The 22,527-nt window shown below is 52.5% G+C and carries 14 protein-coding genes; 6 read left to right on the forward strand and 8 right to left on the reverse strand.

Annotated features, from left to right (window positions below; translation table 11 throughout):
- Positions 1–6 precede the first annotated feature (6 nt).
- Positions 7–720, reverse strand: coding sequence for a hypothetical protein (locus ACOQPM_RS07130; RefSeq protein WP_420628554.1), 714 nt, complete (start codon positions 718–720; stop codon positions 7–9).
- Positions 721–905: 185 nt separating this feature from the next.
- Here ACOQPM_RS07130 and ACOQPM_RS07135 point away from each other — a divergent pair, with 185 nt between their 5' ends.
- Entirely contained in the window at positions 906–3,995 is a 3,090-nt protein-coding gene (locus ACOQPM_RS07135) for an AfsR/SARP family transcriptional regulator (protein ID WP_420628555.1), read from the forward strand.
- A 123-nt stretch (positions 3,996–4,118) separates the two neighbouring features.
- On the opposite strand, the gene ACOQPM_RS07140 is transcribed toward ACOQPM_RS07135, so the two are convergent.
- The 5 genes from ACOQPM_RS07140 to ACOQPM_RS07160 form a co-directional block, all read right to left on the reverse strand.
- On the reverse strand, positions 4,119–4,928 hold the full coding sequence (locus ACOQPM_RS07140) for a tetratricopeptide repeat protein (protein WP_420628556.1): 810 nt from the start codon (positions 4,926–4,928) through the stop codon (positions 4,119–4,121).
- A gap of 218 nt (positions 4,929–5,146) precedes the next feature.
- On the reverse strand, positions 5,147–6,796 hold the full coding sequence (gene groL / locus ACOQPM_RS07145; RefSeq protein ID WP_420628557.1) for a chaperonin GroEL: 1,650 nt from the start codon (positions 6,794–6,796) through the stop codon (positions 5,147–5,149).
- Between the two features lie 17 nt (positions 6,797–6,813).
- Entirely contained in the window at positions 6,814–7,104 is a 291-nt protein-coding gene (gene groES / locus ACOQPM_RS07150) for a co-chaperone GroES (protein WP_420628558.1), read from the reverse strand.
- A 167-nt stretch (positions 7,105–7,271) separates the two neighbouring features.
- Positions 7,272–8,483 carry a tetratricopeptide repeat protein gene (locus ACOQPM_RS07155; RefSeq protein ID WP_420628559.1) on the reverse strand — a complete coding sequence of 404 codons (1,212 nt, stop codon included), beginning with the start codon at positions 8,481–8,483 and terminating at the stop codon, positions 7,272–7,274.
- A gap of 202 nt (positions 8,484–8,685) precedes the next feature.
- Positions 8,686–9,657 (reverse strand): glycosyltransferase, encoded by a 972-nt coding sequence (locus tag ACOQPM_RS07160; protein WP_420628560.1) that lies wholly within the window; start codon positions 9,655–9,657, stop codon positions 8,686–8,688.
- A 212-nt stretch (positions 9,658–9,869) separates the two neighbouring features.
- Between ACOQPM_RS07160 and ACOQPM_RS07165 the strand changes: the two genes are divergently transcribed.
- Positions 9,870–10,859, forward strand: a complete 990-nt coding sequence (locus ACOQPM_RS07165) for a glycosyltransferase family 2 protein (protein ID WP_420628561.1) — start codon at positions 9,870–9,872, stop codon at positions 10,857–10,859.
- Between the two features lie 259 nt (positions 10,860–11,118).
- Here ACOQPM_RS07165 and ACOQPM_RS07170 read toward each other — a convergent pair whose 3' ends face one another.
- On the reverse strand, positions 11,119–12,435 hold the full coding sequence (locus ACOQPM_RS07170; protein WP_420628562.1) for a TolB family protein: 1,317 nt from the start codon (positions 12,433–12,435) through the stop codon (positions 11,119–11,121).
- A gap of 162 nt (positions 12,436–12,597) precedes the next feature.
- A complete protein-coding gene (locus ACOQPM_RS07175; protein ID WP_420628563.1) occupies positions 12,598–13,560 on the reverse strand; it encodes an alpha/beta hydrolase in 963 nt (320 codons plus the stop codon).
- 247 nt (positions 13,561–13,807) lie between these two features.
- Here ACOQPM_RS07175 and ACOQPM_RS07180 point away from each other — a divergent pair, with 247 nt between their 5' ends.
- From ACOQPM_RS07180 to ACOQPM_RS07195, 4 genes are all read left to right on the forward strand, one after another.
- Entirely contained in the window at positions 13,808–14,554 is a 747-nt protein-coding gene (locus ACOQPM_RS07180) for a rhomboid family intramembrane serine protease (protein ID WP_420628564.1), read from the forward strand.
- A gap of 200 nt (positions 14,555–14,754) precedes the next feature.
- Positions 14,755–15,855 carry a hypothetical protein gene (locus ACOQPM_RS07185; RefSeq protein ID WP_420628565.1) on the forward strand — a complete coding sequence of 367 codons (1,101 nt, stop codon included), beginning with the start codon at positions 14,755–14,757 and terminating at the stop codon, positions 15,853–15,855.
- A 128-nt stretch (positions 15,856–15,983) separates the two neighbouring features.
- Positions 15,984–21,239, forward strand: a complete 5,256-nt coding sequence (locus ACOQPM_RS07190; RefSeq protein ID WP_420628566.1) for a tetratricopeptide repeat protein — start codon at positions 15,984–15,986, stop codon at positions 21,237–21,239.
- 292 nt (positions 21,240–21,531) lie between these two features.
- On the forward strand, positions 21,532–22,476 hold the full coding sequence (locus ACOQPM_RS07195) for an IS110 family transposase (protein ID WP_420627234.1): 945 nt from the start codon (positions 21,532–21,534) through the stop codon (positions 22,474–22,476).
- Positions 22,477–22,527 lie beyond the last annotated feature (51 nt).

Here is a 22,527-nt window from a genome sequence, read left to right on the forward strand (position 1 = left end):
TTGTTGTCATTTGTTTGGTGTACCGCGTAGCAACACAATCCCGGTAGCTATCATCCAACCCATCCCAACGGGCAAAATGAGGAAGCCAAATGCCCCCATACCGGCCACATAATGGACTGCAACTGAGAACAGCCCAACCAAACCAGATAGATAACCCCATCGGATCAGCCAAACTGGCATCCAACTGCTACGGTTTGCCAGGGTGATGAAAAGGGGACCAGCCCCGAGGATGAGTGCCGTAGCCAGATCGTCGGCGCGTGTACCAACCCAGCCCAAGACATTGCCAATAGCTACGGCCGTTTCCGATGTATCCCCCGCCAACTGCACAACGAGCGAAAGCATGGCAATATACGAAACAATAACCAAAGGAACGGCTACCTGATAGCAAACCTGCGCTGCCTGGCTGAATCCGAGCCGCTGTTGGCTGAGCCCAGCCAACACATTCCCCGCCACGCCCAAAATGAGTACGCCGATTATCCAGATGCTGAGATTGGCCACGAGCTGCCCCTTTACGCCAGCAACGGCCGCTAGATATCCAGCCATGTCGCCACTGTCTAGGGCTGCCCACAAATCTGTGCCGCTTGTACCCCATAGCGCAGCGCCAATGATCATGGTGATACAGCCGCCAATCGCCGTATAGCCAGCCAGCCGCGCCGCAGGTCGCGTCACCCTATGCTCTTTAACGAAACCTTTTTGTATTTCTGTTTGTGTCACTTGCATTGTGTATGCTCCTTTTGTCACGAATCGTTACAAACTGTTTGCCTGATGGGTCGGCCCGTTTCATTTGTGGAACCGTCTGTTATAATGAAACCGCTTTGCATCCGATGGCTTGTTGAATCAATTGTTGGTAGTTTAAAAAGCCACCCTTTAGGAATCCTTTATTTTTCTTTTAACTGAAAATAAATATGCCTAGATTGACAATCTCATTGCTAGGGGGAGTGAAAATTGCGTTAGACGGTACGGCCGTATCCAACTTCGCTTCTCGCAAGGCCGATGCACTTTTTATTTACCTCGCCTGTAACCCACGTCCGCACCCCCGCGAAACATTAGCAACCCTCTTCTGGCCCAACAACGACCAAACTCGCGCCCTGGCCAATCTCAGCGTCATTCTCTCTAGCCTGCGGAAGCAGGTAGACGATTTTTTGCTCACCGACCGGCACATGGTTTCTTTCAACACCGAAGCAACATTTTGGCTAGATGTGGTGTCATTTGAGCAGGCGATTGCAGCTACCCAGAAGCAGCAGGCAGACAAAATCAGCCGAACCATTGCCGCGCAGTTGCAAACGGCCGTCTCCCATTACAAAGGCGACTTCCTGGCAGGGTTCAACGTGCGTGGCGTGCCAGAGTTTGAGGCGTGGGTGCTGCTGGAGCAAGAACGCCTGCGCCAAATGATGCTCGATGCCCTGGCTAATTTAGTCAGCTTTCACCAACAACGCAGCCAATTTTCTGAAGGCATCCAGGTTGCCCAACAACTCCTCGCGCTTGATCCCCTACAAGAAGAGATTCATCGCCAGCTTATGCGGCTCTACGCCCTCGACAACCAACGCCCCGCCGCCCTGGCGCAATATGACCAATGCACCGCCATTTTGGCTGAGGAGCTAGGCGTCGAACCGGATGAGGAAACGAAGCAGCTCTTTGAAGAGATCCGAGATGACAAGGTGACGAACCAAGAAAATGTCACCCAAGCTGCCGCAGGCAGCACACCCACGCACAATCTCCCCACCCCAACCACTAAATTTATTGGTCGCGAAAACGAATTGGCGCACATTGAGAACTGGTTGGCGGAGCCAAACGACCGTCTGCTCACCATCATTGGGCCAGGCGGCATGGGTAAAACGCGGCTGGCGCAGGAAGCGGCCCGTGGGCAAGTGAATCAATTTGCTGATGGCGTGTGGATGGTATCGTTGGTGCCACAGACAAATTTTAGTGAGATGATAACGGCCGTTTCCGAAACCATTGGTCTTACCCTATCCGGCCAAGAAGCCATTGCCACCCAGCTCCACAACCATCTCAAACCCGTCGAAATGCTGCTCATTCTCGACAATTTGGAACATTTGCTAAGCACAGAGCTGCACAATTTCCTCATCCAGCTCACGCACGATGCGCCCGAACTACGTATCATCACCACCAGTCGTGAACGGCTAAACCTGCAAGCCGAGCGGCTGCTTACTTTAGGTGGGCTACCATTTCCAACAATCGGTGAACGGTTATCGGATAACGGATTACGGCTCACCGATTACCCAGGAATTCAACTCTTTTCAAACCGAGTCCAACGGATTCGTGCCGGGTTTGAGCTGGAGAAGGAGGAAACGGCCGTAATCCAACTGTGTCAACTCGTTGGTGGGCTACCGCTGGCGCTGGAATTAGCTGCAACATGGATTCGCGTTTTATCGGTAAACGAAATTGTGGCTGAAATTAAGCGGGAACTGAGTGCGCTGGCGACCACGCTGCGCGATGTGCCAGAACGCCACCGCAGCCTGCACGCCGTCATTGAATCTTCCTGGCAAATGTTGTCTACAGATGAGCAAACATTGTTCCGCAAACTGGCCGTTTTCCGAGGTGGGTTAACGCGAACCGCCGCCCAACAAATCGCAAAGGCAACATTGCCGCAATTAATGAACTTAGTCGATCGCTCCTTTCTGCGGCTCGATGACGATCAGCGGTTTCGCCGTCACCCGCTCATGCTGCAATTTGCCCAAGAAAAGCTCGCCAGCCAACCAGGTGAGCAGCTGCAAACAGAAGCAATGCATGCCAGCTATTTTGCGAAGTTTGTCCATTCCCGTGAATCAACTTTAGCGGGTGAAGACACGCAGCAAGCGCTAGATGAGATCAACACAGAGCTAGAAAATATTCGCGCAGCCTGGCAGTGGTCCTTGCAGCAGATGAATGCACCATTACTCAATCAAGTCATCGAAAGCATTAGCCGCTTTTTTACAGATCGCAGTCGGTATTTAGAAGGGGCAGATTTATTTGAGAGTGCATTGCTGGCAATTGAGGAATGGGAGGAAACGGCCGTTTCTGAACAACTCATCGCCAAAATGCAGGTTGAACTCGGTTTTTACCTCTACCAAACTGGCCAATACGCCAAAGCGGAAAAAGTGCTGCTTGAGGCCAACACATCAACACAAAAACTTGGTCTGAACACAGCCCGTCTCAATTGCTTAAAACATTTAGGCGATGTAATTGCCGATCAAGGGGAGCGGGATCGCGCCCGAACAATTTTGGAAGAAGCGTTGCAACTGTGTCGCAAAACTGAAGCTGACGATGAAATTGTGGAAATGACCATCTTAAACACCTTGGGCAACCTGGAAGTTTCGGCAGGAAATTATGACACGGCCCAACATCATTTTGATCAGGCAATGGACATTGCCAAAGCATTAAACCATACGCTGCGCATTGCCATTTTGCACAACAACATTGCCATCATTGCCAACCGGCAAGACAATTTCGAAGAGGCGTTGCACCAATACCAATTGGCGCGTAACAAATTCGTCGAAAACAATCACGCCTGGGGTATCGCAGCCACAACCCACAACATTGGCATGATCTACGCAGACCTAGAAAGATATGAAGAAGCACTAGCAACAATTCAGGAAGCATACGCCGCCCATGAAAAAATCGGGCATCGGCGCGGCATGGTCGGGGGGCTTTCTTTCATGGGGACAATTCAGTTCAAATTAGGAAAACGACGCGAGGCGGGACGTAACTATTACGAATCGCTGAAAATGGCGCAAGAGGTGGGTGTTGCTTGGTCAGCCGTTGCCACCCTGGTTGATGTTGCCGAATTAGAGATGAGTTACGGCCGTTTTGAGAAAGCGGCGGAGCTGGTTGCGTTTGCTATTCAGCAAGAGACGGCCGAGGCAGTCACATTGGAAAAGGGGCAGGGGTTGCTTGAGGAGCTAAAAGCAGAACTTCCTTATGCCTGGTTGGAGGGGATGGAAACGGCCGTTGCCGATCTAACTCTAGATGACATCATCGCAAAACTAACAAATTAGGACTTCGCAATTATTTGATTACTTGCCGCGAATTTCCACAAATTTTTACAAGAATTCGCGTCAATTCGCGAAATTCGTGGCAAAAAACTATTTTCTGCGTAAGCCCTGTAAATAAAGGTGCAATTAACCAAACAAGCGCCCCAACAGGCCCCCATCCGACTTTTTCTCCTTAATTCTTGCTTCCATTTGCCGCGCAGCGGGGAAATCTTTCAGCCGCAACGTTTGCTGGTTGCATTTGTCTGCCTCATCCACATCCTCCAACTGCCAGTGAACAATGCTCAATTTGTGCCAAATGAGCGGATTGCTATTGTCAAAATGGAGTGCTTCCCGATAAGCGACTTTGGCTTCTTCCCACATCTTTTGGTCATAATAAAAATCGGCTAGCTGACGGCGCATGGCTAACCTCTGCGGCACCGTAGAAGCAACATCGGCCGTTTTGCCAAACCATTCAACCGTTTTTTCCAAATCATCCATCGCTTGCCAATAGTCCACCTCAATGCGGTAGAGATAGTAATCGGCGTGGCTCAAATCGTGCAGGTAATCTAAAACGAGGCGAGCGTCTTCAAGACGGCCGTTATGCACATAAAGCAGCGGCTCCAGCATATTGATTTCAACCACATCTGGCTCTAAATCTTGTGCCTTATCCAGCCACGCTTTGGCCGCTGCCAAACCATCCGGCGTATAGTTGCCATCTTTTTCCTGCGAGGCAGCGATCACTGTGTAAGCCGTGCCCGCATACGCATACGGCCGTGAGCCACCCGTGACAAATGTTTTCAAAGCGGCCGTAAGCTGGTTGGGATTTCCGCCATAAGCATCCACTTTTTCCAGGCCAACCAAAAAAGATTGCCGCCCCTGTTCCGTGGCCGCCTCCGTCGCTGGCCAATTTATTTTATCTAACAGCGGGATGAGCTTGGCAATAATTTGTTGACCCATATGCAATCCTTTTCTTGGGATAGTTCGGAACCCTATTCTTTGCCGAAAAATCTACTATTTGACAACCACAGCTTAGTGTAACTGTCCGCTACCAAAAAGAAAAGCCCTCCTCAGTGAAAATTGAGGAAGGCTTTTTTAGTAATTGGTATTCAGTTTTCAGTAATCAGTTTTCAGAAGTTTCCTACTGATTACTGTTTACTGACCCACTGATAACTGATTTAGAATCCCATACCGCCGCCGGGCATACCGCCGCCAGCAGGTGGCATTGGCATTTCCTCTTCTGGCAGGTCAGTAATGAGTGCTTCGGTGGTTAGCACCATAGAAGCGATGGAGGCCGCATTTTCCAAAGCACCACGGGTTACCTTGGCCGGGTCAATGATGCCAGCTTTTACCATGTCAATGTATTCGCCGCTCATCACGTTGTAGCCAATGCTGGTGTTGCCAGCTTTTTCCTGTGCCTGACGCACGTTCTGGATAACCACGTCGCCGTTCTGGCCAGCATTTTCAGCGATTTTACGCATGGGAGCTTCTAAAGCGCGTTGCAAAATGCCAACACCCGTCATCTGGTCGCCATCGGGCAAGGATACGCTATCCAAAGCGGGCAGTGCGTTCAGCAATGCCACGCCACCACCAGGTACGATGCCTTCTTCTACGGCTGCACGGGTGGCGCTCAGGGCATCCTCAACGCGGTGCTTCTTCTCTTTCAGCTCAACCTCGGTAGCCGCGCCTACACGGATGATAGCCACGCCACCAGCCAGCTTGGCCAGACGTTCCTGCAATTTTTCGCGGTCATAATCAGACGTGCTGCGGTCAATTTCTACTTTGATCTGCTCAACACGACCTTTGATCTGGGCTTCTTCACCACTGCCATCTACGATGGTGGTGTCATCTTTGGAGGAAACGATCTTGGCAGCGCGACCCAAGTCACTCAACTGAACGCTATCCAGCTTGCGGCCCATCTCTTCGGTGATAACCTGACCACCAGTGAGCACAGCAATGTCCTGCAACATAGCTTTACGACGGTCGCCAAAGCCGGGGGCTTTAATAGCCAGCGCATTGATCATGCCACGCAATTTGTTCAAGACCAGGGTAGCTAACGCTTCGCCATCTACATCTTCGGCGATGATAACCAGGTTTTTCTTACCAGTCTGTACCAGTTTTTCCAGGATTGGAATGATGTCTTGGGCAGAGCTAATTTTCTTGTCGTGGATGAGGATGTGAGCATCTTCAATCACGGCTTCCATGCTGTCAGAATCGGTGACGAAGTAAGGACTAATGTAGCCACGATCAAAGTTCATCCCTTCAACGTAATCAGTTTCAAATTCAAGAGAGCGAGATTCTTCTACGGTGATAACGCCGTCTTTGCCCACCTTGTCCATCACGTCGGCAATCAGTTCACCAATGCTGGTGTCCTGTGCGGAAATGGAAGCAACGGAGGCGATTTCAGCTTTGTCATCAATGGAGATTGCCATGCTGCGAATTTTGTCGGCGAGAGCGGCCGTTCCAGCCTCGATGCCGCGCTTCAGGAGCATGGGGTTGGCCCCAGCAGCAATGTTTTTCAACCCTTCGTTAACAATGTTTTGGGCTAAAACGGTGGCGGTGGTGGTGCCGTCACCAGCGATGTCGTTGGTTTTGGTGGCTGCTTCTTTGAGCAGTTGAGCACCCATATTTTCATAGGGGTCTTCCAGCTCAATCTCTTTAGCAACGGTCACACCGTCATGGGTGATGGTGGGGGCGCCAAATTTCTTGTCCAAAGCCACGTTACGACCTTTGGGGCCGAGCGTGGTGGAAACGGCCGTTGCCAATGTATCAATACCTTTTTTCAGCTTGCGCCGAGCTTCTTCAGAAAATGCAAGTTGTTTCGCCATTTTCAATAATCTCCTTTTTAGCCTTCTACAATGGCCAATACGTCAGTTTCTTTGAGGATGAGCAGCTTCTTGCCATCTATTTTTACTTCAGTGCCGCCATATTTGGCATATAGCACCTTATCGCCAACCTGCACATCCATAGCAATCCGGTCGCCATCCTCATCGCGGCGGCCAGGGCCAATGGCGATAACCTCGCCTTCCTGTGGCTTTTCTTTAGCGGTTTCTGGCAACACCAGGCCAGAGGGGGTGGTTTGTTCACGCTCCATTGGTTCAACAACCAAGCGATCACCCAGTGGTTTGAGCTTCATAACCTAACTCTCCTTATTTCTAAATTTTGTTTTCAAAGTGGGGGGCTGGCACTCTCTCTGCTAGAGTGCCAGCAATTACGATGGCATTTTAGCAGAATTTTTAGCAGTGTCAAGGCAATTCTAGCACTCTTTTTCGGTGGGTGCTAAATTCTGATGAAATTCATACATTACGGCTCAGTTTCCAGGGCGGCGCGGCGGCACTCTACCAGCCCCTGCTGGGCAACATCGGCGTATACGACGCTGACTTCGGCGGCTTGCTGGAAGTAAGGTTCCGCTAAAGGACAGTTTTGGGTACCCTGGCGCAAATAGGCATCCGCTAGCAAATAAAAGAAGCGAGCATTCAGTTCAGTAGGCTCTCCGTACAGTTCCACCGCCCGGCTAAACTCTTCAATGGCTTGTTCAAATTTGTTCAGGCGCACGTAAGCTTCACCTAAACGGCCGTGTGCCCGCGCCACATCCGGGTCCAGGGCAATTGCTTGCAGGCCATTTTCTTCTGCCAGATTGTCTTGCCCCAGTTGGAGGTACATGTGTGCCAGCCCATCGTACCCGGCGGCAAAGTTGGGGTCTATGGCAACGGCTTCCTGGAAACTCAAAATCGCTTCAGACACATTCCCATCGCCAAAAAAATTGTAGCCCAGCTCATAATAAAGCTCCGGCAATCGCTCTGCCTGCAACCCTAGCTGGAACTGCTCGCGTGCGGCCGTATAAAATCCCTGATTTGTCAACACAATACCCAGGTAGAGGCGTGCCAGGGGATTATCTGGTTCAATGGTTGTCGCTTCTTCGGCTCTAAATTGGGCATCCTGGTACAGTTCCGGCTCAAATTGCAAAACCAGCCCAGCGGCCGAGTAAGCATACGCCGTGGCATTGTCTGGATTAATGCTGATGGCGGTTTCGGCAGCGCGGTAAGCCTGGGCAAATTGCAAATCGGCTGCGGTAGGATCACCTGAATTGCTAAGTCTTTCTCCATTGGCAATGTAAGCTGAGGCAACGGCCGTCCAGATGCGATCATTTTCTGGAGCGAGAACGGCCGCTTCCTCTGCCCGTGTTAACGCTTCTTCTGCATTCCGCAACTTGATGAGCAGGTCAATATAGCGGATATAAATTTCTGGCTTGGTGGCATCAAGCTGAACCGCTTGGGCATAATAGCCTGCAGCTTCTTCCCATGCACCTTCCCGCTCGGCGATGTCTGCTAGCAAAGCGTACTCAGTAGCCGAGCGCGTTGGTTCTGGCGTGGGCGTGGGCACAATCACATCCCGCACCTCTTCCGCATTTTGGATCACAAAAATCCCTAACCCAATGCCTACCAGGATAAAAATCACCAGCAGACAAGAAGGGCCACGACGCGGATATGGGGGGTCTCGACGTTCAATAATCATGCAAAAAATATAGCCAGTTCTACAGAATGATAAAACAGCCGACTTATCTGTCGGCTGCGTGTTTGCGATCTTAACATGGCTTTGGGAAGCGTCAAGAGAGGGAAGGCGGTTCTTGCTTATTTTTAATGGTGGTTTCCAGTAAACAGTTATCAGTAGGTCAGTGGTCAGTATTCAGGACGGGTCGCTGATTACTGAATACTGTTTACCGATTACCGTTCACCAACTCACGGTGCCGCAAGCGCCAGAGCAAACCAACCGGATAGCCAATCATTTTGGCCACATCCCCCACCAAGCGAATGATGGGAATGAGGGCAAAGGCACGCAGGCGAGAGGGTGGCCGCCAGCCCCAGGTGTTGCTCCAGAGGCGCTGGGCCGGTTTTTGGCAGTAGACGCCGCTGCCCAGCAACAGCAGCACCCAGCCGGGCCACTTCTCGCGCCAGATTAGGCGCAAAATGTAAGGCAATCCAACCAGATAGGTGAAGTAGCGTACCAGATGTCGTTTGGGCCACAGGTTGGCTTTGCCATCGCCGCGAGCGTAGTGGTAATACTGCTTGAAATAACCGGTGAGATCGCTACGAGGGCGGAAGTAGGCAACGGCCGTATCCACAAAAGGAAATGCACCATACTGCTCCCGCAGGGCAAAGTCAAACACCAAATCTTCACTGTAATCTAGCCATTCCGGGTAGCCCCCCACCGCTTCCCAGGCAGACTTGAGAAAAGCGACAGAGCGGCTGGAGGGAAGGAATTTTTCTGGCACGATGTCGCGGCGGGTGGGCAACACGGTTGAGCCCATCACCACTTCGAAATCGGTATATGGGTCTGGCTCGAACCAGCCGCTGGTAACGGCCGTTTCTCCGGCCACAATTGGCCGTACCAGTTCCTCTAACCAGTAAGGGGCCAGCACCACACCGGCATCGGTGGCGGCAATAATGGGGCCAGCAGCAGCGGCGATCGCAATATTACGCCCCTGGCTGATGTTGCTGCCGGGTGCTACCAAAATATTGAGCGGCAGCCACGTTTTGTATTCCGTTAATATTTCCAGGGTGTCGTCTGTAGAACCACCATCGCAAATGACCAACTCATCTGGCGGCTGGCTTTGTTGAATGAGCGAATCGAGCAACGGCCGTATCGCTTCCCCTTCATTTTTAACTGTGACAATCACCGAAACTTTCATCAATGGGTTCCTTAGGGATTTGTTTCCAGGGCACAATTTGTTTGCAACCAAATCCCTTGTGGCGATATGCTATAATCCCGCCCTGACATGAACATGAAGTTGGTTGCTTTATGACCTACTTTAACAATAACCCCCAAAAAGCAAGCTGGTTGCACACGATGTAGCAACTGGTACCGGGGTACTACCTACCCAGATCGTTTGGAAGAGTGACAATGACAGATTTAGATTTATCCATTGTGGTTCCTGTTTATAACGAAGAAGAGAATTTACGAGAATTGTTAGCCGAAATTACGGCCGCGCTCAAAGAGGAGCCAATCCGCTACGAGGTGATTTTTATTGATGATGGCAGCAGCGACAGCAGTTTTACTGTGCTGGAACAGTTGCACCAAGCAGACGATCGCGTCATCGGCATTCAATTTCGGCGTAATCATGGGCAAACGGCCGCTTTTGCCGCCGGGTTTGAGCAGGCCAAAGGTCGCTACATCCTCACGATGGATGCCGACCGCCAAAACGACCCCGCCGACATCCCCGCCATGATTAAGAAGCTGGAAGAAGGATACGATGTGGTGAACGGCTGGCGCGAAAATCGCCAAGATGCGTTTTTGATGCGGAAGCTGCCCTCCTTCATTGCCAACCGCCTCATTGCCCGGCTCAGTGATGTGCCGCTGCGCGACCGGGGCTGCTCACTCCGCATCTTCCGCGCCGAGGTCACAGAAGAGCTAAAGCTGTACGGCGAACTCCATCGCTTCATCCCGGAAATGGTCAGTTTTGCTGGCTTCAGCATGGCAGAAGTCCCCGTGAATCATCGCCCCCGCGTGGCAGGCACCTCCAAATACGGCATCTCGCGCACCTTTCGCGTCATTGTAGATTTGATGACCGTTCTCTTTTTACGCAAATATAGCGACCGGCCCATGCACTTGTTTGGCATGTTGGGGACATTATTCGGTGGGTTAGGCACCCTGCTTGGTGTCTACCTTGTCTGGCTCAAAATTTGGGCAGGTATTCAGGATAACCGATTTTGGGATGGATTTAGAGAGTTTCAAATTGGGGAACGGCCGTTGCTCCTGTTAGCCGTTTTGCTAGTCATTCTGGGAGTGCAGTTCCTAGTAATGGGCCTCATCGCCGAGCTAATCGTGCGTACTTACTACGAGTCGCAAAACAAAACCGTCTACTACATCCGCAAAGTCGTCGGCGGCAAATAACTATCATTAGCCACAGAGGAAAAAGAGTTTTCAGAGTAAATAGCCATCACCTCGGCTGCGGTCGGCGTCTCGCCGTACCGCTTACTATTTCATGCTGAATCTATGTAAATTGGGGCTAAATGGTGTGGGAAACGGCCGTTTTCCATCCAAACTGCCCCGTTCCCCCACATTCCAGCTAGGCAAAGAAAGTGGCAAGGCGGGTTGTCTGCTACAGCACACTAAGAAGACTCGCCCCGAGCAAGGGGTGAAGGGCTAGAGTTTACTCTGGACTTGAAATTACAACTTCATTCCAAACACCCGATGCTATGTCATCGGTGTAGCGATAAAAATACTCTATGTTACGTTCGCTAAGTTTTACACTAGAGGCCACAATGTACCCTAACCCTGCGCCTTCATACAGCCATACAGGAGCCCTCGTCATAGAGACTGATAAAAGAGAGTCCTCATGCAAAAGAGAGATTGTTTGCGACTTCAAATCGAGTAAATAAATGCCGCTCCTATCTGATATTTCTGCATTGAATGCGACCATTTCAGAATCAGGTGACCAAGAATAGTATCCCGTGTAAGTATATGGAAAAGAAATTATCTCTGTATCCCACCCACCAGTCTCGCTCATTTGACTGACGCCAATTTGTCTTGTTAGCTCGAAGCCTGTTGAGTCGTACTCATTTACCTGATAAACAATCTTTTGCCCATCGGGCGAAAACACTGGATTGTAAGCACACATTGTCGGTGGAGAGACAGGCGTTTCCATGCCTATGTCGAAATCGTAAACCATTACTTGACGATACCATGCTTCATCAGTAACAACATAGACGATTTGGTTTCCTGTTGGTGACCAACTTGCAGACCAGTATGAAAGAGATGGATTGGAAAGACGCTCATAAAAATGGTCAACTTCTTTCGTTTCTGGGTCAAATAAGAAGAGCTTTTGGCCAGTGAAGGTATCGTCCTCAATAGAATATCTAGACCCTTGCATCAATACTAATCTTTGCGTATTTGACCAACTGAAGTTTGTATTTGTTTGAGGAAAAAACTCTGTGTCACCAATTGTCTGGTTCAATGGAACAAACATGCTGCTCCACCCCGTGCCAGCAGAGTGTAAAGCTAATCCAATGTAACGACGATCCCCATCCACATATTTTCTTATAATAAGTTCTGCTCTGTGGATTAGGTTGCTATCTAATTCGATAGCCTCTGTGCGTAGTAGCTCACCCGTTTCAAGCGATAAAAAGCTCAGTTTCAAAGATCTTGTTTTTGTATGCACATATGTAATTTCATTATTTTTTTCTGCAATGATAAAAGATGACCTGCCACCAAGTCTTGTTCGTACGTTTTCAATATCACATGGGGGTGGGGGGATAGTCTCAAATTCCTCCTCAATTTCGCTGTCAGGCGTATCTTCGATAGGTCTTGTATTTGAATCGCTCGCTGCTGCACTTGCTAATGGCTGATTTGTTGAAGTTGCTTGTACAGAAACGTTTTCAGCAACTCCGTTTTCTACACGACAAGCGACAAACAATAGCGCATATGCAAATAAAATAATATTAAACTGCGTAGAAGTTAATTTGTTCATATTACAAATTTCCAATTAGTAGATTGGCTCGGCTGCGGTCGGCGTCCCGCCGCACCGCTTACTATTTCATGCTGAATCTATGTAAATTGGGGCTAAATGTTGGGGGAAACGGCCGTTTCTCCCAAACAATCGACGCTCCTCAGCACAAGCCTGTGGCAAAAATTAGGGCAGTGCAGCAACAAAATCGAGGATGAGTTGCTGTACACGTTCGGTGTCATTGGGTGCCAAAATGTCCCCGGCCAGCACGTGGCTACCCTCATCTTGTGCATCGGTAATTGGAGCAATTTCTTTTGACGCTACGCCAATTTGGGCAAAGATCTCCTCTGTTTTAGCGGGACTAACCACCGTGTCGTTGGGCGAATAAATCACCAGCACCGGGCTTTGAATACCCGCTAAATCAGCACGGCGCGTGAGCTTGACCAACCCCATCATTGGCAAAATGGCGCGGGTGGGATAGCTTTCGGTCCAATATTGAGCGTGCCCTTCATTGGCAGGCTCCCAACTGCGCTCCGAGCCAATAACGAGGTTGACAATTTGCTCCGCCCAAGGCCAGGTTAGAATCTCTGAAGTCGGGTCGGTGGGGCCAAAGTTTGGCGAGATGAGGACGGTGGCCAGCAAATTGTCGGTGTTCGGTTGCGCGGCTAGCCAGGTCGCGGCCGTTCCACCCGTCGAGACGCCAATCACAATCACTTTTTCACCCAGCCGCTGCCCAATTTGGTATGCTTCCCAGGTGTCGTTGAGCCAATCATTCACAGTTGCTTCGGCCATCGCTTCGCCAGAACGGCCGTGTCCGGTAAACCGCGTATAAAACAAATTCGCCCCCAACTCTGCCACCACATTGTCCGACAACGGTGCAGTCTCCTGCCGGGTCGCGGAAAAACCATGCAGGTACACAGCTGAAATTTCTGTTTTCTGCCCCGGCTCACCCGCCCAAATGATCGTTTTTTCGGCATTAGGCACAATGTCGCTAAACTGCGCTTCGGACTCGGCCAGATAGCTATCCAAATCGTCTGGCAAATTAACCGGCGCGAGTTCAGTATCCACAACCACACGCGGCCCAGCCAGAAAAACAATGACCAATAACAAAATGATGACTAGGGGAATCCACACAATTTTTCTCTTCATTTTTCCTTCGCTTGTTTTAAGCAAATCACAAGAAGATTTTTAAAATAAGCGAACCTTCTTTGTTGTGATTTGCTCAAGTAAAAGCAGGAGAAGTGGCTCTTCTTATTTTCAAAAACTTTCCCGCTTTTACATATGGGTTTGGCAAATTTTAGCATAGAAATTGTTGGAGAACGGCCGTACCCACCCAAATTCGCCCAATCCCCACTTTCATGCTATGAATTGAGCCACTAAAACAAAGGAGCAGAAAATGATTCCAATTGGTGATGACAATTACGGCCGTACCACCACCCCCTACGTCAACTACATTTTGATCGCCCTCAACCTTCTCGTTTTCATCGTTTTTCAGGGCGCAGGCAACAATTTGGAGTTCACTTACGCCTTCTCCACCGTGCCGCAAGAAATTATTTCTGGCGAAGATTTGGTTACAGAAAACCAAGTTTACATTGAATCGACCACCGGGCAGCAGTTCATCATCCCCGGCTTGCAGCCGACGCCGATTTCCGTCTATATGACCTTGCTTACCGCCATGTTTATGCACGGCGGCTGGGCACACATCGGTGGCAACATGCTCTACCTGTGGATATTTGGGGATAATTTGGAGGATCGGTTGGGACACGGCCGTTTCCTAGCCTTCTACTTACTCACTGGTCTGTTGGCTTCCCTCTCGCACGTCGCCGCCTCTGTGCTGCTCGGCGACAATTTGCTCATCCCCAGCCTGGGGGCTTCCGGGGCAATCGCGGGCGTGTTGGGTGGCTACCTGCTGCTCTTCCCGCGCAACCGCGTGCGGGTCATCATGGTGCGAGTGGTAACGCAGGTGCGCGCCATTTTTGCGGTGGGGCTTTGGTTTGTCTTGCAGCTGGTCGGCGGATTGGGCAGCGTCACTGGCGGCAGCGACGGCGTCGCCTACGCCGCCCACATCGGCGGCTTCATCGCTGGCCTGGCCCTCATCAAACTATTTGATGCAGGTCGATCTGCTCAATATGATTTTACATAAAATCGCATCTTTACCCGTGCCAGCGGGAATGTTACAATGTAGTTCATTACATAACATTTGCCAACGTCGTACTCAATAGTTATCAACCACTGATGGCATCACCTCAGGAAGTAATTATGTAATTGGGTAATTACCTAGTTACTCAATTACCCAATTGCAAAAAAACAAACAGGTGATTGCCACGAAAATTGCAGAAGTATATGAGCAATATTTACAACCCCGCCCTGTTTGTTAACCAGGAACGCAAATTTCTGGGCTTTCAAAAACTGCTGCGGCCAGAAACACGCCAAGCGGTGATGCTAATTCAGGCTACCAAAGATATGGGCAAAACGTGGCTGGCCGGACGGATGCAGGATCATTGTATGGAAACAACAGTCAACCTACCCGCTGTCTACATTGATTTTCGCAATCCCAAGCAAGACCACCACGACTTTTTGGGGCTTATCCGCCTCATCCGGCAGCAGCTAGACCAGCCCGCTTACTTCAACCAGCTCAACGAAATCATCAACAGCCACAGCGATGCCCCAGTCGGTGCAATGTCTGGCCTCGGCCTCTTGCGGCAAAACATTGTTGCCAGCTTCAATCTAGATGAAATTCGCACCATCTGTCTGGACATTGGCATCAACTACGAAGAATTGAGCGGTGAAACGCTCTCGGCACGGGCGGTTTCCCTGGTGGCGTACTGCCAGCGTCGGCAACTACTCACGGCGCTCATCACCCGCTGCGCCGAGCTGCGAACCCGCCTCAACTGGTGGGACGGCCTGGATGCCTACCGACCAGATGCGCCAGAGGCCGCTCAGCCCAGCGACGACGCCATCACTGAAGACAGCATGGGCATCCTGCGTACCGACAGTGCCGCCGACCAAACCCGCATCGAGCGGCAAATTAATGACGCCTTTTTTACTGCCCTGGCCGAATTGCTAGTGGATCGCGCCCCGGTGGTTTTGCTCATTGACTCCTACGAAGCGGTTAAGCCGGACGCTGATCGCTGGCTGCGGCAGGAGCTACTCCCCCGGCTGCGCGATAGCCAGTTAAGCGATCTGGTCATCATCATCACCGGGCGGCAAACGCCAGACCTGAGTGACCTGAATATGAGCAGCTTGTTGGTAAAAACCCAGTTAGAGCCATTTGATGAAGCCATTGTGCGAGAATATTTCGAGGAAAAGCGCAAAGTTGAGCTGGGGCTGGATTGGCGCACCATTTTGGTAACCAGCGGCGGCGTACCCGGCGCGTTGGCCATGATGGCCGACCACGCCATGGCCACTACTAGCGCCGACGACGACTTCTTTAATGATCTTTAGCCTTCTACAAACCTGACAGGTTTTCTAAGCTAATTAGCCACAACGCTACTTCGAAGAGCTTCTCTATCTAATTATTTAAGTATCTTCGTAAACCTGTCAGGTTTTAAGTTTAAGCGCAAAAAAAATTCATGAGCAGCGACATTACCGCCACAACCACCGCATACCTGAACCGCATCCTGGATGAAATACATCCCATGATGGCGGAGGCACTCTACCTGGCGGCCGTTCCCACCTGGTTTAGTGCCAATTTATTTGCTGCCATGCGCCAGACGGAAGACGGCCGTAATTCCGGCCTCATCGAACGACTGCTGCGCTACTCCTTTGTCCGCACCCTGCCCACCGACGAGGGCGAACCCGAAACCTACTCCATCCGCCCCGATGAGCGTGTCTTTTTGCAACGCCGCTGGATTGCCCGTGACCACGAGGCCTACCGCACCGCCCACCGACGCGCCCTGGCCTATTGGCAAGCCAATCCAGACCCAAACCCCCAGCTACAGCGTCGGCTGGTGCTGTACCATCTGCTCTTTGTAGACCAGACCGCCGCCACCAACACCCTCATTGACGCCTTCCGCGCCTACCAAAAAGAGCGGCAATTTGCCGAGATTGAGCGGCTGCTAGACACCGTGACGGATGCCCGCTTTTACCTGGTGGCTCTCAAAGAAGATTTGTCCTTGCTAGATGATTTGCTGCGTCACATGTGGGCGCGGGTGAATCAGATGCGCGGCCTGTGGCAGAACAGCCTGGAAACGCTGGCCGAACTGCGTGCCAAGCCAGACCTATCGCCGCTGCTGCTGCCCTACGTGGTGCGCGCCCACGGCGAATCGCTGGCACATGCAAACCAATTTGTGGAAGCGATTGACGCTTACAACGAGACGCTCACCCTGTTTGACGAAGAAGAAGCGCGATTGGTAGGAGAGGAAACGGCCGTTGCCACTCCCCAAACCCAAGTCATCAGCGGCGTCACCGACCAGGTTCGCATCCAGATTGAACGCGCCTATACCCGCATTGCCCTGGGCGATGCCTATGTGGGACTGGCCAACGCCACCCGCGAACACAACCCGCCCGCCATACCAGAAGCTCTCAACTGGCTGCACCGATTGCGCGACGCTTTCGTCTTTTTGCTCTCATTGCCGCTGCTGTTTTACATGAGCTTCTACCTGGGTCGGCGTGTCTGGCACCCGCGCTTTTGGCCCACGCTGCTCAACCTAGACTGGATTGTCACCCGGCTGTTTGTCAGCGGCGCACACCAGTACAAGCAGGCAGACAAGCTGCTAGAGGCACACGGCGAACTGGCCGAAAGCGTGGCCGCCGATGAAAAGCTAGCTTATCTGTATTTGAGCCTGGACGACAACCAGCAGGCCGAAACGCTCTTTCGGCGGCTGCTGGCTGAAGATGAGGCACCCCTCGGCAGCTATCGTCGGCTCTCGGTCAATTTGGGGTTGGCAGAGGCAATGCTGGGTGAGGGCGAACCAGAAGCAGCACGTCATTACGCCAACGAAGCACTGCCAGAAATCGCCCAATACGAAGATGATCAGTTAGAAGCTCACGCCCGCGTGCTGCTAGCGGAAGCCCATTTAAGGCTGGCTGCTACCGATAGCAATGAAGCTGCCAATGCAATTCTCCAATTCGAGCGCGCCTTGCGACTGTATCAGCAGCAAAATGACCGCATTTGGGTTACTGAGATTGCTGACAGACTGCGCGCCATCGCTCTGGACGACTCGATTGATGAAAATCAGCAGGAAGCTGCTCGACGGATTGAAACGGCCGTTAATGACTTCACCTACCCCATACGCTACCGCCACCCCGCCACCGTACTTTTCCGCCACGCCATCTTCATCTTCCTTTCGATTGTGATCTTTTTGCTGCCGCTCTACAGCATCCAGCTAGACACTGGCAGTTTGGTTTCGCCTGCCATCACCTTCCAGGGGCGTGAATTTGTGCTGTGGCCCGCCCTCATCGTCGAGGAGCTAGACGCCACCCAGGGCAACCCAGACGCTGACCTCGGCTCTGATGCACCGGCTGTGGGCAATACGGCCGCACCGCTCCAGTTTCGCCCCGCCGTGGCCGACGCAGGTTTGGCCGTCAACGCCGTCCCCTCCACCGATACAGACGTGGCGCTCCAAGTAGGGATTGGACTATTGCTGGCGTATGTGATTTTGTCAACGGCCGTTGGCGTTGCCGCCCTCGTCTTTACCCCCCTCACCACCTTGCAGCGCGCCGGGCAGGGTCGCGTGCGGTTCAATAAACACGGTCTGCGTGTCAACCATCAAGAAATTGGCTGGTCGGGCATTACCCGCATGGTTATTGCCGATCTCGAGCTGGTGTCAGACCCGCTGGCCGATGATTCCGCCTTTGCCCTCAACACTGAGACTGCCCAACTCATCGTGCCTGGCAACACCGCCCGCTACGAAACCGTGCGCCAGCGCACGGCCAGCTACCTACCCGCCACCCTTCCCCGGCAAGATTGGAGCTACGGGCTGGTCAACAGCCGCATGGGTGTGTGGTACATCGGCACGGCAGCGGTGCTAACGGTGCTGGCCTTTTTGGGCAGCAGGTTCCCCAACCTGCTCAACTTCGACTTCCCCGGCACGCCGTACAGCCTGGCCGATTTGTATCCGTACCTTTACCTGGGCTTGTTTGTGCCGCCACTGTGGGCGTTTGTGTTACGGCCGTTGCAAATTCGCCACCAAATGTACGAAAAAAGCCGCCTCGCTGCCTGGGTGGGGCTAGCTGGGCTATTTTTGCTACTGCTCCGGCTTGGCTCCATCTTCGTCCCCTGGTTTACGCTGCCAGATATTTACCCGTCGCTGGGCATCTTGCTGATGATTTTTGGGGCAGCCCGTGCCTTTTGGCAAACGCGCATTTTAGCCAACAAGCCACGCACCTACCCCGGCTGGGTGCGGTGGGGCGGATTGGTCATCGCTCTATTTACCCTTTTTGTAATGGGCGGCCACTTGCTGCGTGAGGTGAGCAGCTACCATTTCCTTATCGTGGGCAACAGCCTGCGGGATGACTCCCTGCTGGAAGGCGAACCGGAGGCGGCTGAACAGCTCAGTTGGGATGCTCTGGCCGCCTACAATCGCGCCATCGAGATTGCCCAGCGCAAAATTTTGGGCGTGGTAGACACTCGCGCAGCGGTAGAATTGCTCTCACCTATTTTACGCCCCAACCAGGCCGTCTGGTTCCAGGCACAATCCAATCGCGCAGCCATCTACATGCAGCTTGGTGATTTTGCGGCCGCGCTCAATGATTACGATCAGCTCATCAGCATCAACAGCAGCACCGAACTGCTGGCCAGCCGCAATATGGCTCGGCTGGGCTTTAGCACCCAGGCAGACGTAGAATCCCCCGATTTCCAAACGATTTTGAAGGAGCAGGGGCAGCTCATCGCCACCCAGCCAGACAATGCCTACTACCACCTCTGGCGCGGCGTGACCTACCACATTTTGGGCGACGTGGCGGCAGCGGAAAGCAATTATCAGAATGCGTTGGCCATTTCTGGCGAGCGGGCATTGGACACCCAGAGCCAAGTGCAGGCGTGGACGGGTTTGGGCTGGTTGGCCTACGGGCAAAATCGGTATGAGGCGGCGGTGGAACGGTTTGAAACGGCCGTTTCCCTCAACAACAACTCCGACGAAGCCTACCTGGGGCTGGGCTTTAGCTACTACTCGCTACGCGAATACGACAAAGCGCTGGAAGCATGGCAGAAAACGGCCGAACTCATTCCCGACGACCCCACCATTTACCTCTCGCTGGGGACGCTGCATTGGCGGCTGGGGATGCTGCAAGACAGGCAAGGCACGCTGGCGCAAGACCGCTGCGCCGACCCCAACCTGAGTGATGAACAAAAGCTGGCCTCGGCCAGTGAACTGCTGCTAGCGATACAGAACTTTAGAACGGCCATTTCCCTGCCCGGCCGTGCGCCGGAAGACGTGGCCACCACCTACCAATCGCTGGCGCGGGTGCAATATTTGCTGCGTAACTGCCCCGGCTATGATCTGGTTGAAGTGCTGAAGGAAACGATTGACAGCTACACGGCCGCAATTGAACTAGACCCTACCAATCCAAATTATTACCATGTACGCGGCCGTACCGCCTACGGCATCTGGCTCAATTTGCCCGCAGGCACTGGCCCCTCCGCCCGCATCTGGCTGTTTGATGCCCTGGACGACACTGACGCTGCCCTCGCGCTGAATCCAGATGATTTTGGTGATTACCAGCCCAATCGCTGGCGCGAAATCATCTATCCTCGCGCCACCGACGGCTCACTGGCACAGGGCGACAGCCGCTTTGCCAATGGTGAATACGAGGTGGCGCTGGGCTACTACGATCTGGTCGCCAACCGCGCCCCTGAACGGGTGCGTGCCCCGTTCAAGGCGGGTTTAGCCTCTATCGCGCTAGGTGATTTGGCTCAGGCAGAGATTTGGTACATTGAGGGGCTACTGCGTGCCGAAATGGCCGAGGACGGTGCGGCCATTCTGCTGGCAGAGGCAGATTTGATCCAGTTTGCCGAGCGCACCAACGCAGATGTAACCTCGCTGCTCAATTTGCTGCGCGACAGCGCGGTAGAAATTGACCCGGCAGACATCACCGATGCGGCAACGGCGTTTGCTTTGGCCCAAGCTGCTTTGCTAGACGGCCGTTGGCAGCGGTCTGCGCTTTTAGGCAATCTGGGACTGGAACTTGCGGTGGCAGCAAGAGACATTGGCGTGGTGCGCGAGGCGGGGGCCAATTTGGCGGCCTTTGGCCTAAGCTACGATGAGGTGAGCCTGCGGCAGTGGTATTGGCCGTTGCTGGATGATGCGAGTGTGCGGGAAACGGCCGTTGCCCAACTAGATCGCCCCGATTTATACTGGCGTTACCGCGCCGAGTACGGCTTCCGGCTGGTGCGCGATCTGTTCCCGGCTCACCCCGGCTGGGAAAACGGTGCCAGCCTTGTTTATGCCCAACTCATTGATGACATAGAGCGCGCCTACGTCTTGAACCCAAGCGAACATCAGACATGGCGCGACTTCTTCATGGATGCCAACCTGGGCTGGCATTACCTGCGGCGTGGCGACGTGCGCTATGAAGACACCAGCTATCAACAAGCTTTGGACGATTATTTGCAGGCCATTCAGCTCATTCAACCTACTAGCGAAAACGCACTTAACGACCTCACCGAAGCGGTCTTCAAAGTGGGGCTTACCGCGCTGCGCCTGGAGCAATTTGAGCTGGCGGAAGAAGCCTATGCCGCTGGCCTCACCTTGCTAGACCAATACGACGGCAACGAAGCGCAACTCCCCCGTGCCATCACCGACCTGGAAACGCTGCTAGGCCAGCAAAATCCTGAACTGGCCCGCATCGCCGAACCCATTTTGGAAGCTCTGCAAGTCGCAGAGTAAGGTCAAATCGAACATCCCCCGTCATTAGTATGATAAAGCAAAGACGAAAGGCCGACTGTCATTAGGTGCAAGAAACCGTGCGGGAGATGTGGCCCATCGTGAAAAAGATAAAACAAGCAGCCAAAAAAGCGACCATTTGTTAGGATTGCTCCAGCTTGGTAGGCCGATGTCATTGGCAACCAGCCGCGCAGGAGCGCAGGTCACCGAGCCAAGAGATTCAGCGAGAACCCGAACAGTTGTTGGGACATTGCAGTCCGTATCATTGCTAGTGCGGGTCACAAAGGAGTACCTGATGGCAAAGCAAACCGAAGAAACCTTTTTTGGCATTGACGTTTCCAAAAACCACCTGGATTTAGCCCAGTGGGGAATCGAAGAAGTGTTGCGACACGATAATGACGCAACCGGTATCGCCACCCTGGTGGAAATAATGTCAACGAAAACGGCTGTCACCTTGATAGTGGTTGAGGCCAGCGGTGGATTCGAGCAAGTTATGGTTACAGAACTGGCCGCTGCCTCTCTGCCCATTGTCGTCGTCAACCCGACACGAGTGCGTAACTTTGCTCGTGCCAAAGGGCAAGTAGCTAAGACAGACAAGATCGATGCCCAGATGATTGCCAGCTTTGCCCAGGCGGTCCGTCCAGAGGTACGTACTTTGAAGACGCAAGACCAGCAGCTCATCAAAGCATTGGTCACGCGTCGTCGCCAACTGATCGATATGCAAACAGCCGAGAAGAATCGGCACACCACGGTCAATCCAGAATTGCGGCCTCGTTTGGAGAAGCACCTGGATTGGTTAGCTACTGAATTAGCTGAAATTGAGGAAGACCTCAATGATTGGATCAACAAAAATGCCCAATGGCGCGAAAAACGAACCAGTTTAGAAAGCGTGCCCGGCGTGGGCCAGGTCACCTCCTTTACGTTGCTGGCTGAATTGCCCGAATTGGGTACATTGTCTCGACAAAAAATCGCCGCCTTAGTTGGCCTGGCTCCCTTCAATCGGGACAGCGGCTGTTCTCGCGGACGACGCCATATTTTTGGCGGACGTTCAGATGTTCGTTCTGTTTTGTACATGGCTGCTCTTTCAGGCATTCGTTATAACCCGGTTCTCAAAGCCTTTTATGACCGTTTGATTGCGAAAGGAAAACTCCCCAAAGTCGCTCTCACGGCCTGTATGCGTAAATTGTTAACCATTTTGAATGCCATCGTCCGTGATGGCTCTGCTTGGATATCAGCTTAACGAAATGCGCTTTTTGCTCTTGACTTTTATCACAGTTGCTCCCGCGCAGGC

It is taken from the genome of Candidatus Leptofilum sp. (assembly GCF_965223525.1).
Lineage (GTDB): Bacteria > Chloroflexota > Anaerolineae > Promineifilales > Promineifilaceae > Leptofilum.

Bases quoted from the DNA above. Each gene is read 5' to 3' on its own strand.
- ACOQPM_RS07130 (WP_420628554.1), bottom strand. From the start codon at position 720: ATGCAAGTGACACAAACAGAAATACAAAAAGGTTTCGTTAAAGAGCAT.
- ACOQPM_RS07135 (WP_420628555.1), top strand. From the start codon at position 906: ATGCCTAGATTGACAATCTCATTGCTAGGGGGAGTGAAAATTGCGTTA.
- ACOQPM_RS07140 (WP_420628556.1), bottom strand. From the start codon at position 4,928: ATGGGTCAACAAATTATTGCCAAGCTCATCCCGCTGTTAGATAAAATA.
- groL (WP_420628557.1), bottom strand. From the start codon at position 6,796: ATGGCGAAACAACTTGCATTTTCTGAAGAAGCTCGGCGCAAGCTGAAA.
- groES (WP_420628558.1), bottom strand. From the start codon at position 7,104: ATGAAGCTCAAACCACTGGGTGATCGCTTGGTTGTTGAACCAATGGAG.
- ACOQPM_RS07155 (WP_420628559.1), bottom strand. From the start codon at position 8,483: ATGATTATTGAACGTCGAGACCCCCCATATCCGCGTCGTGGCCCTTCT.
- ACOQPM_RS07160 (WP_420628560.1), bottom strand. From the start codon at position 9,657: ATGAAAGTTTCGGTGATTGTCACAGTTAAAAATGAAGGGGAAGCGATA.
- ACOQPM_RS07165 (WP_420628561.1), top strand. From the start codon at position 9,870: ATGACAGATTTAGATTTATCCATTGTGGTTCCTGTTTATAACGAAGAA.
- ACOQPM_RS07170 (WP_420628562.1), bottom strand. From the start codon at position 12,435: ATGAACAAATTAACTTCTACGCAGTTTAATATTATTTTATTTGCATAT.
- ACOQPM_RS07175 (WP_420628563.1), bottom strand. From the start codon at position 13,560: ATGAAGAGAAAAATTGTGTGGATTCCCCTAGTCATCATTTTGTTATTG.
- ACOQPM_RS07180 (WP_420628564.1), top strand. From the start codon at position 13,808: ATGATTCCAATTGGTGATGACAATTACGGCCGTACCACCACCCCCTAC.
- ACOQPM_RS07185 (WP_420628565.1), top strand. From the start codon at position 14,755: ATGAGCAATATTTACAACCCCGCCCTGTTTGTTAACCAGGAACGCAAA.
- ACOQPM_RS07190 (WP_420628566.1), top strand. From the start codon at position 15,984: ATGAGCAGCGACATTACCGCCACAACCACCGCATACCTGAACCGCATC.
- ACOQPM_RS07195 (WP_420627234.1), top strand. From the start codon at position 21,532: ATGGCAAAGCAAACCGAAGAAACCTTTTTTGGCATTGACGTTTCCAAA.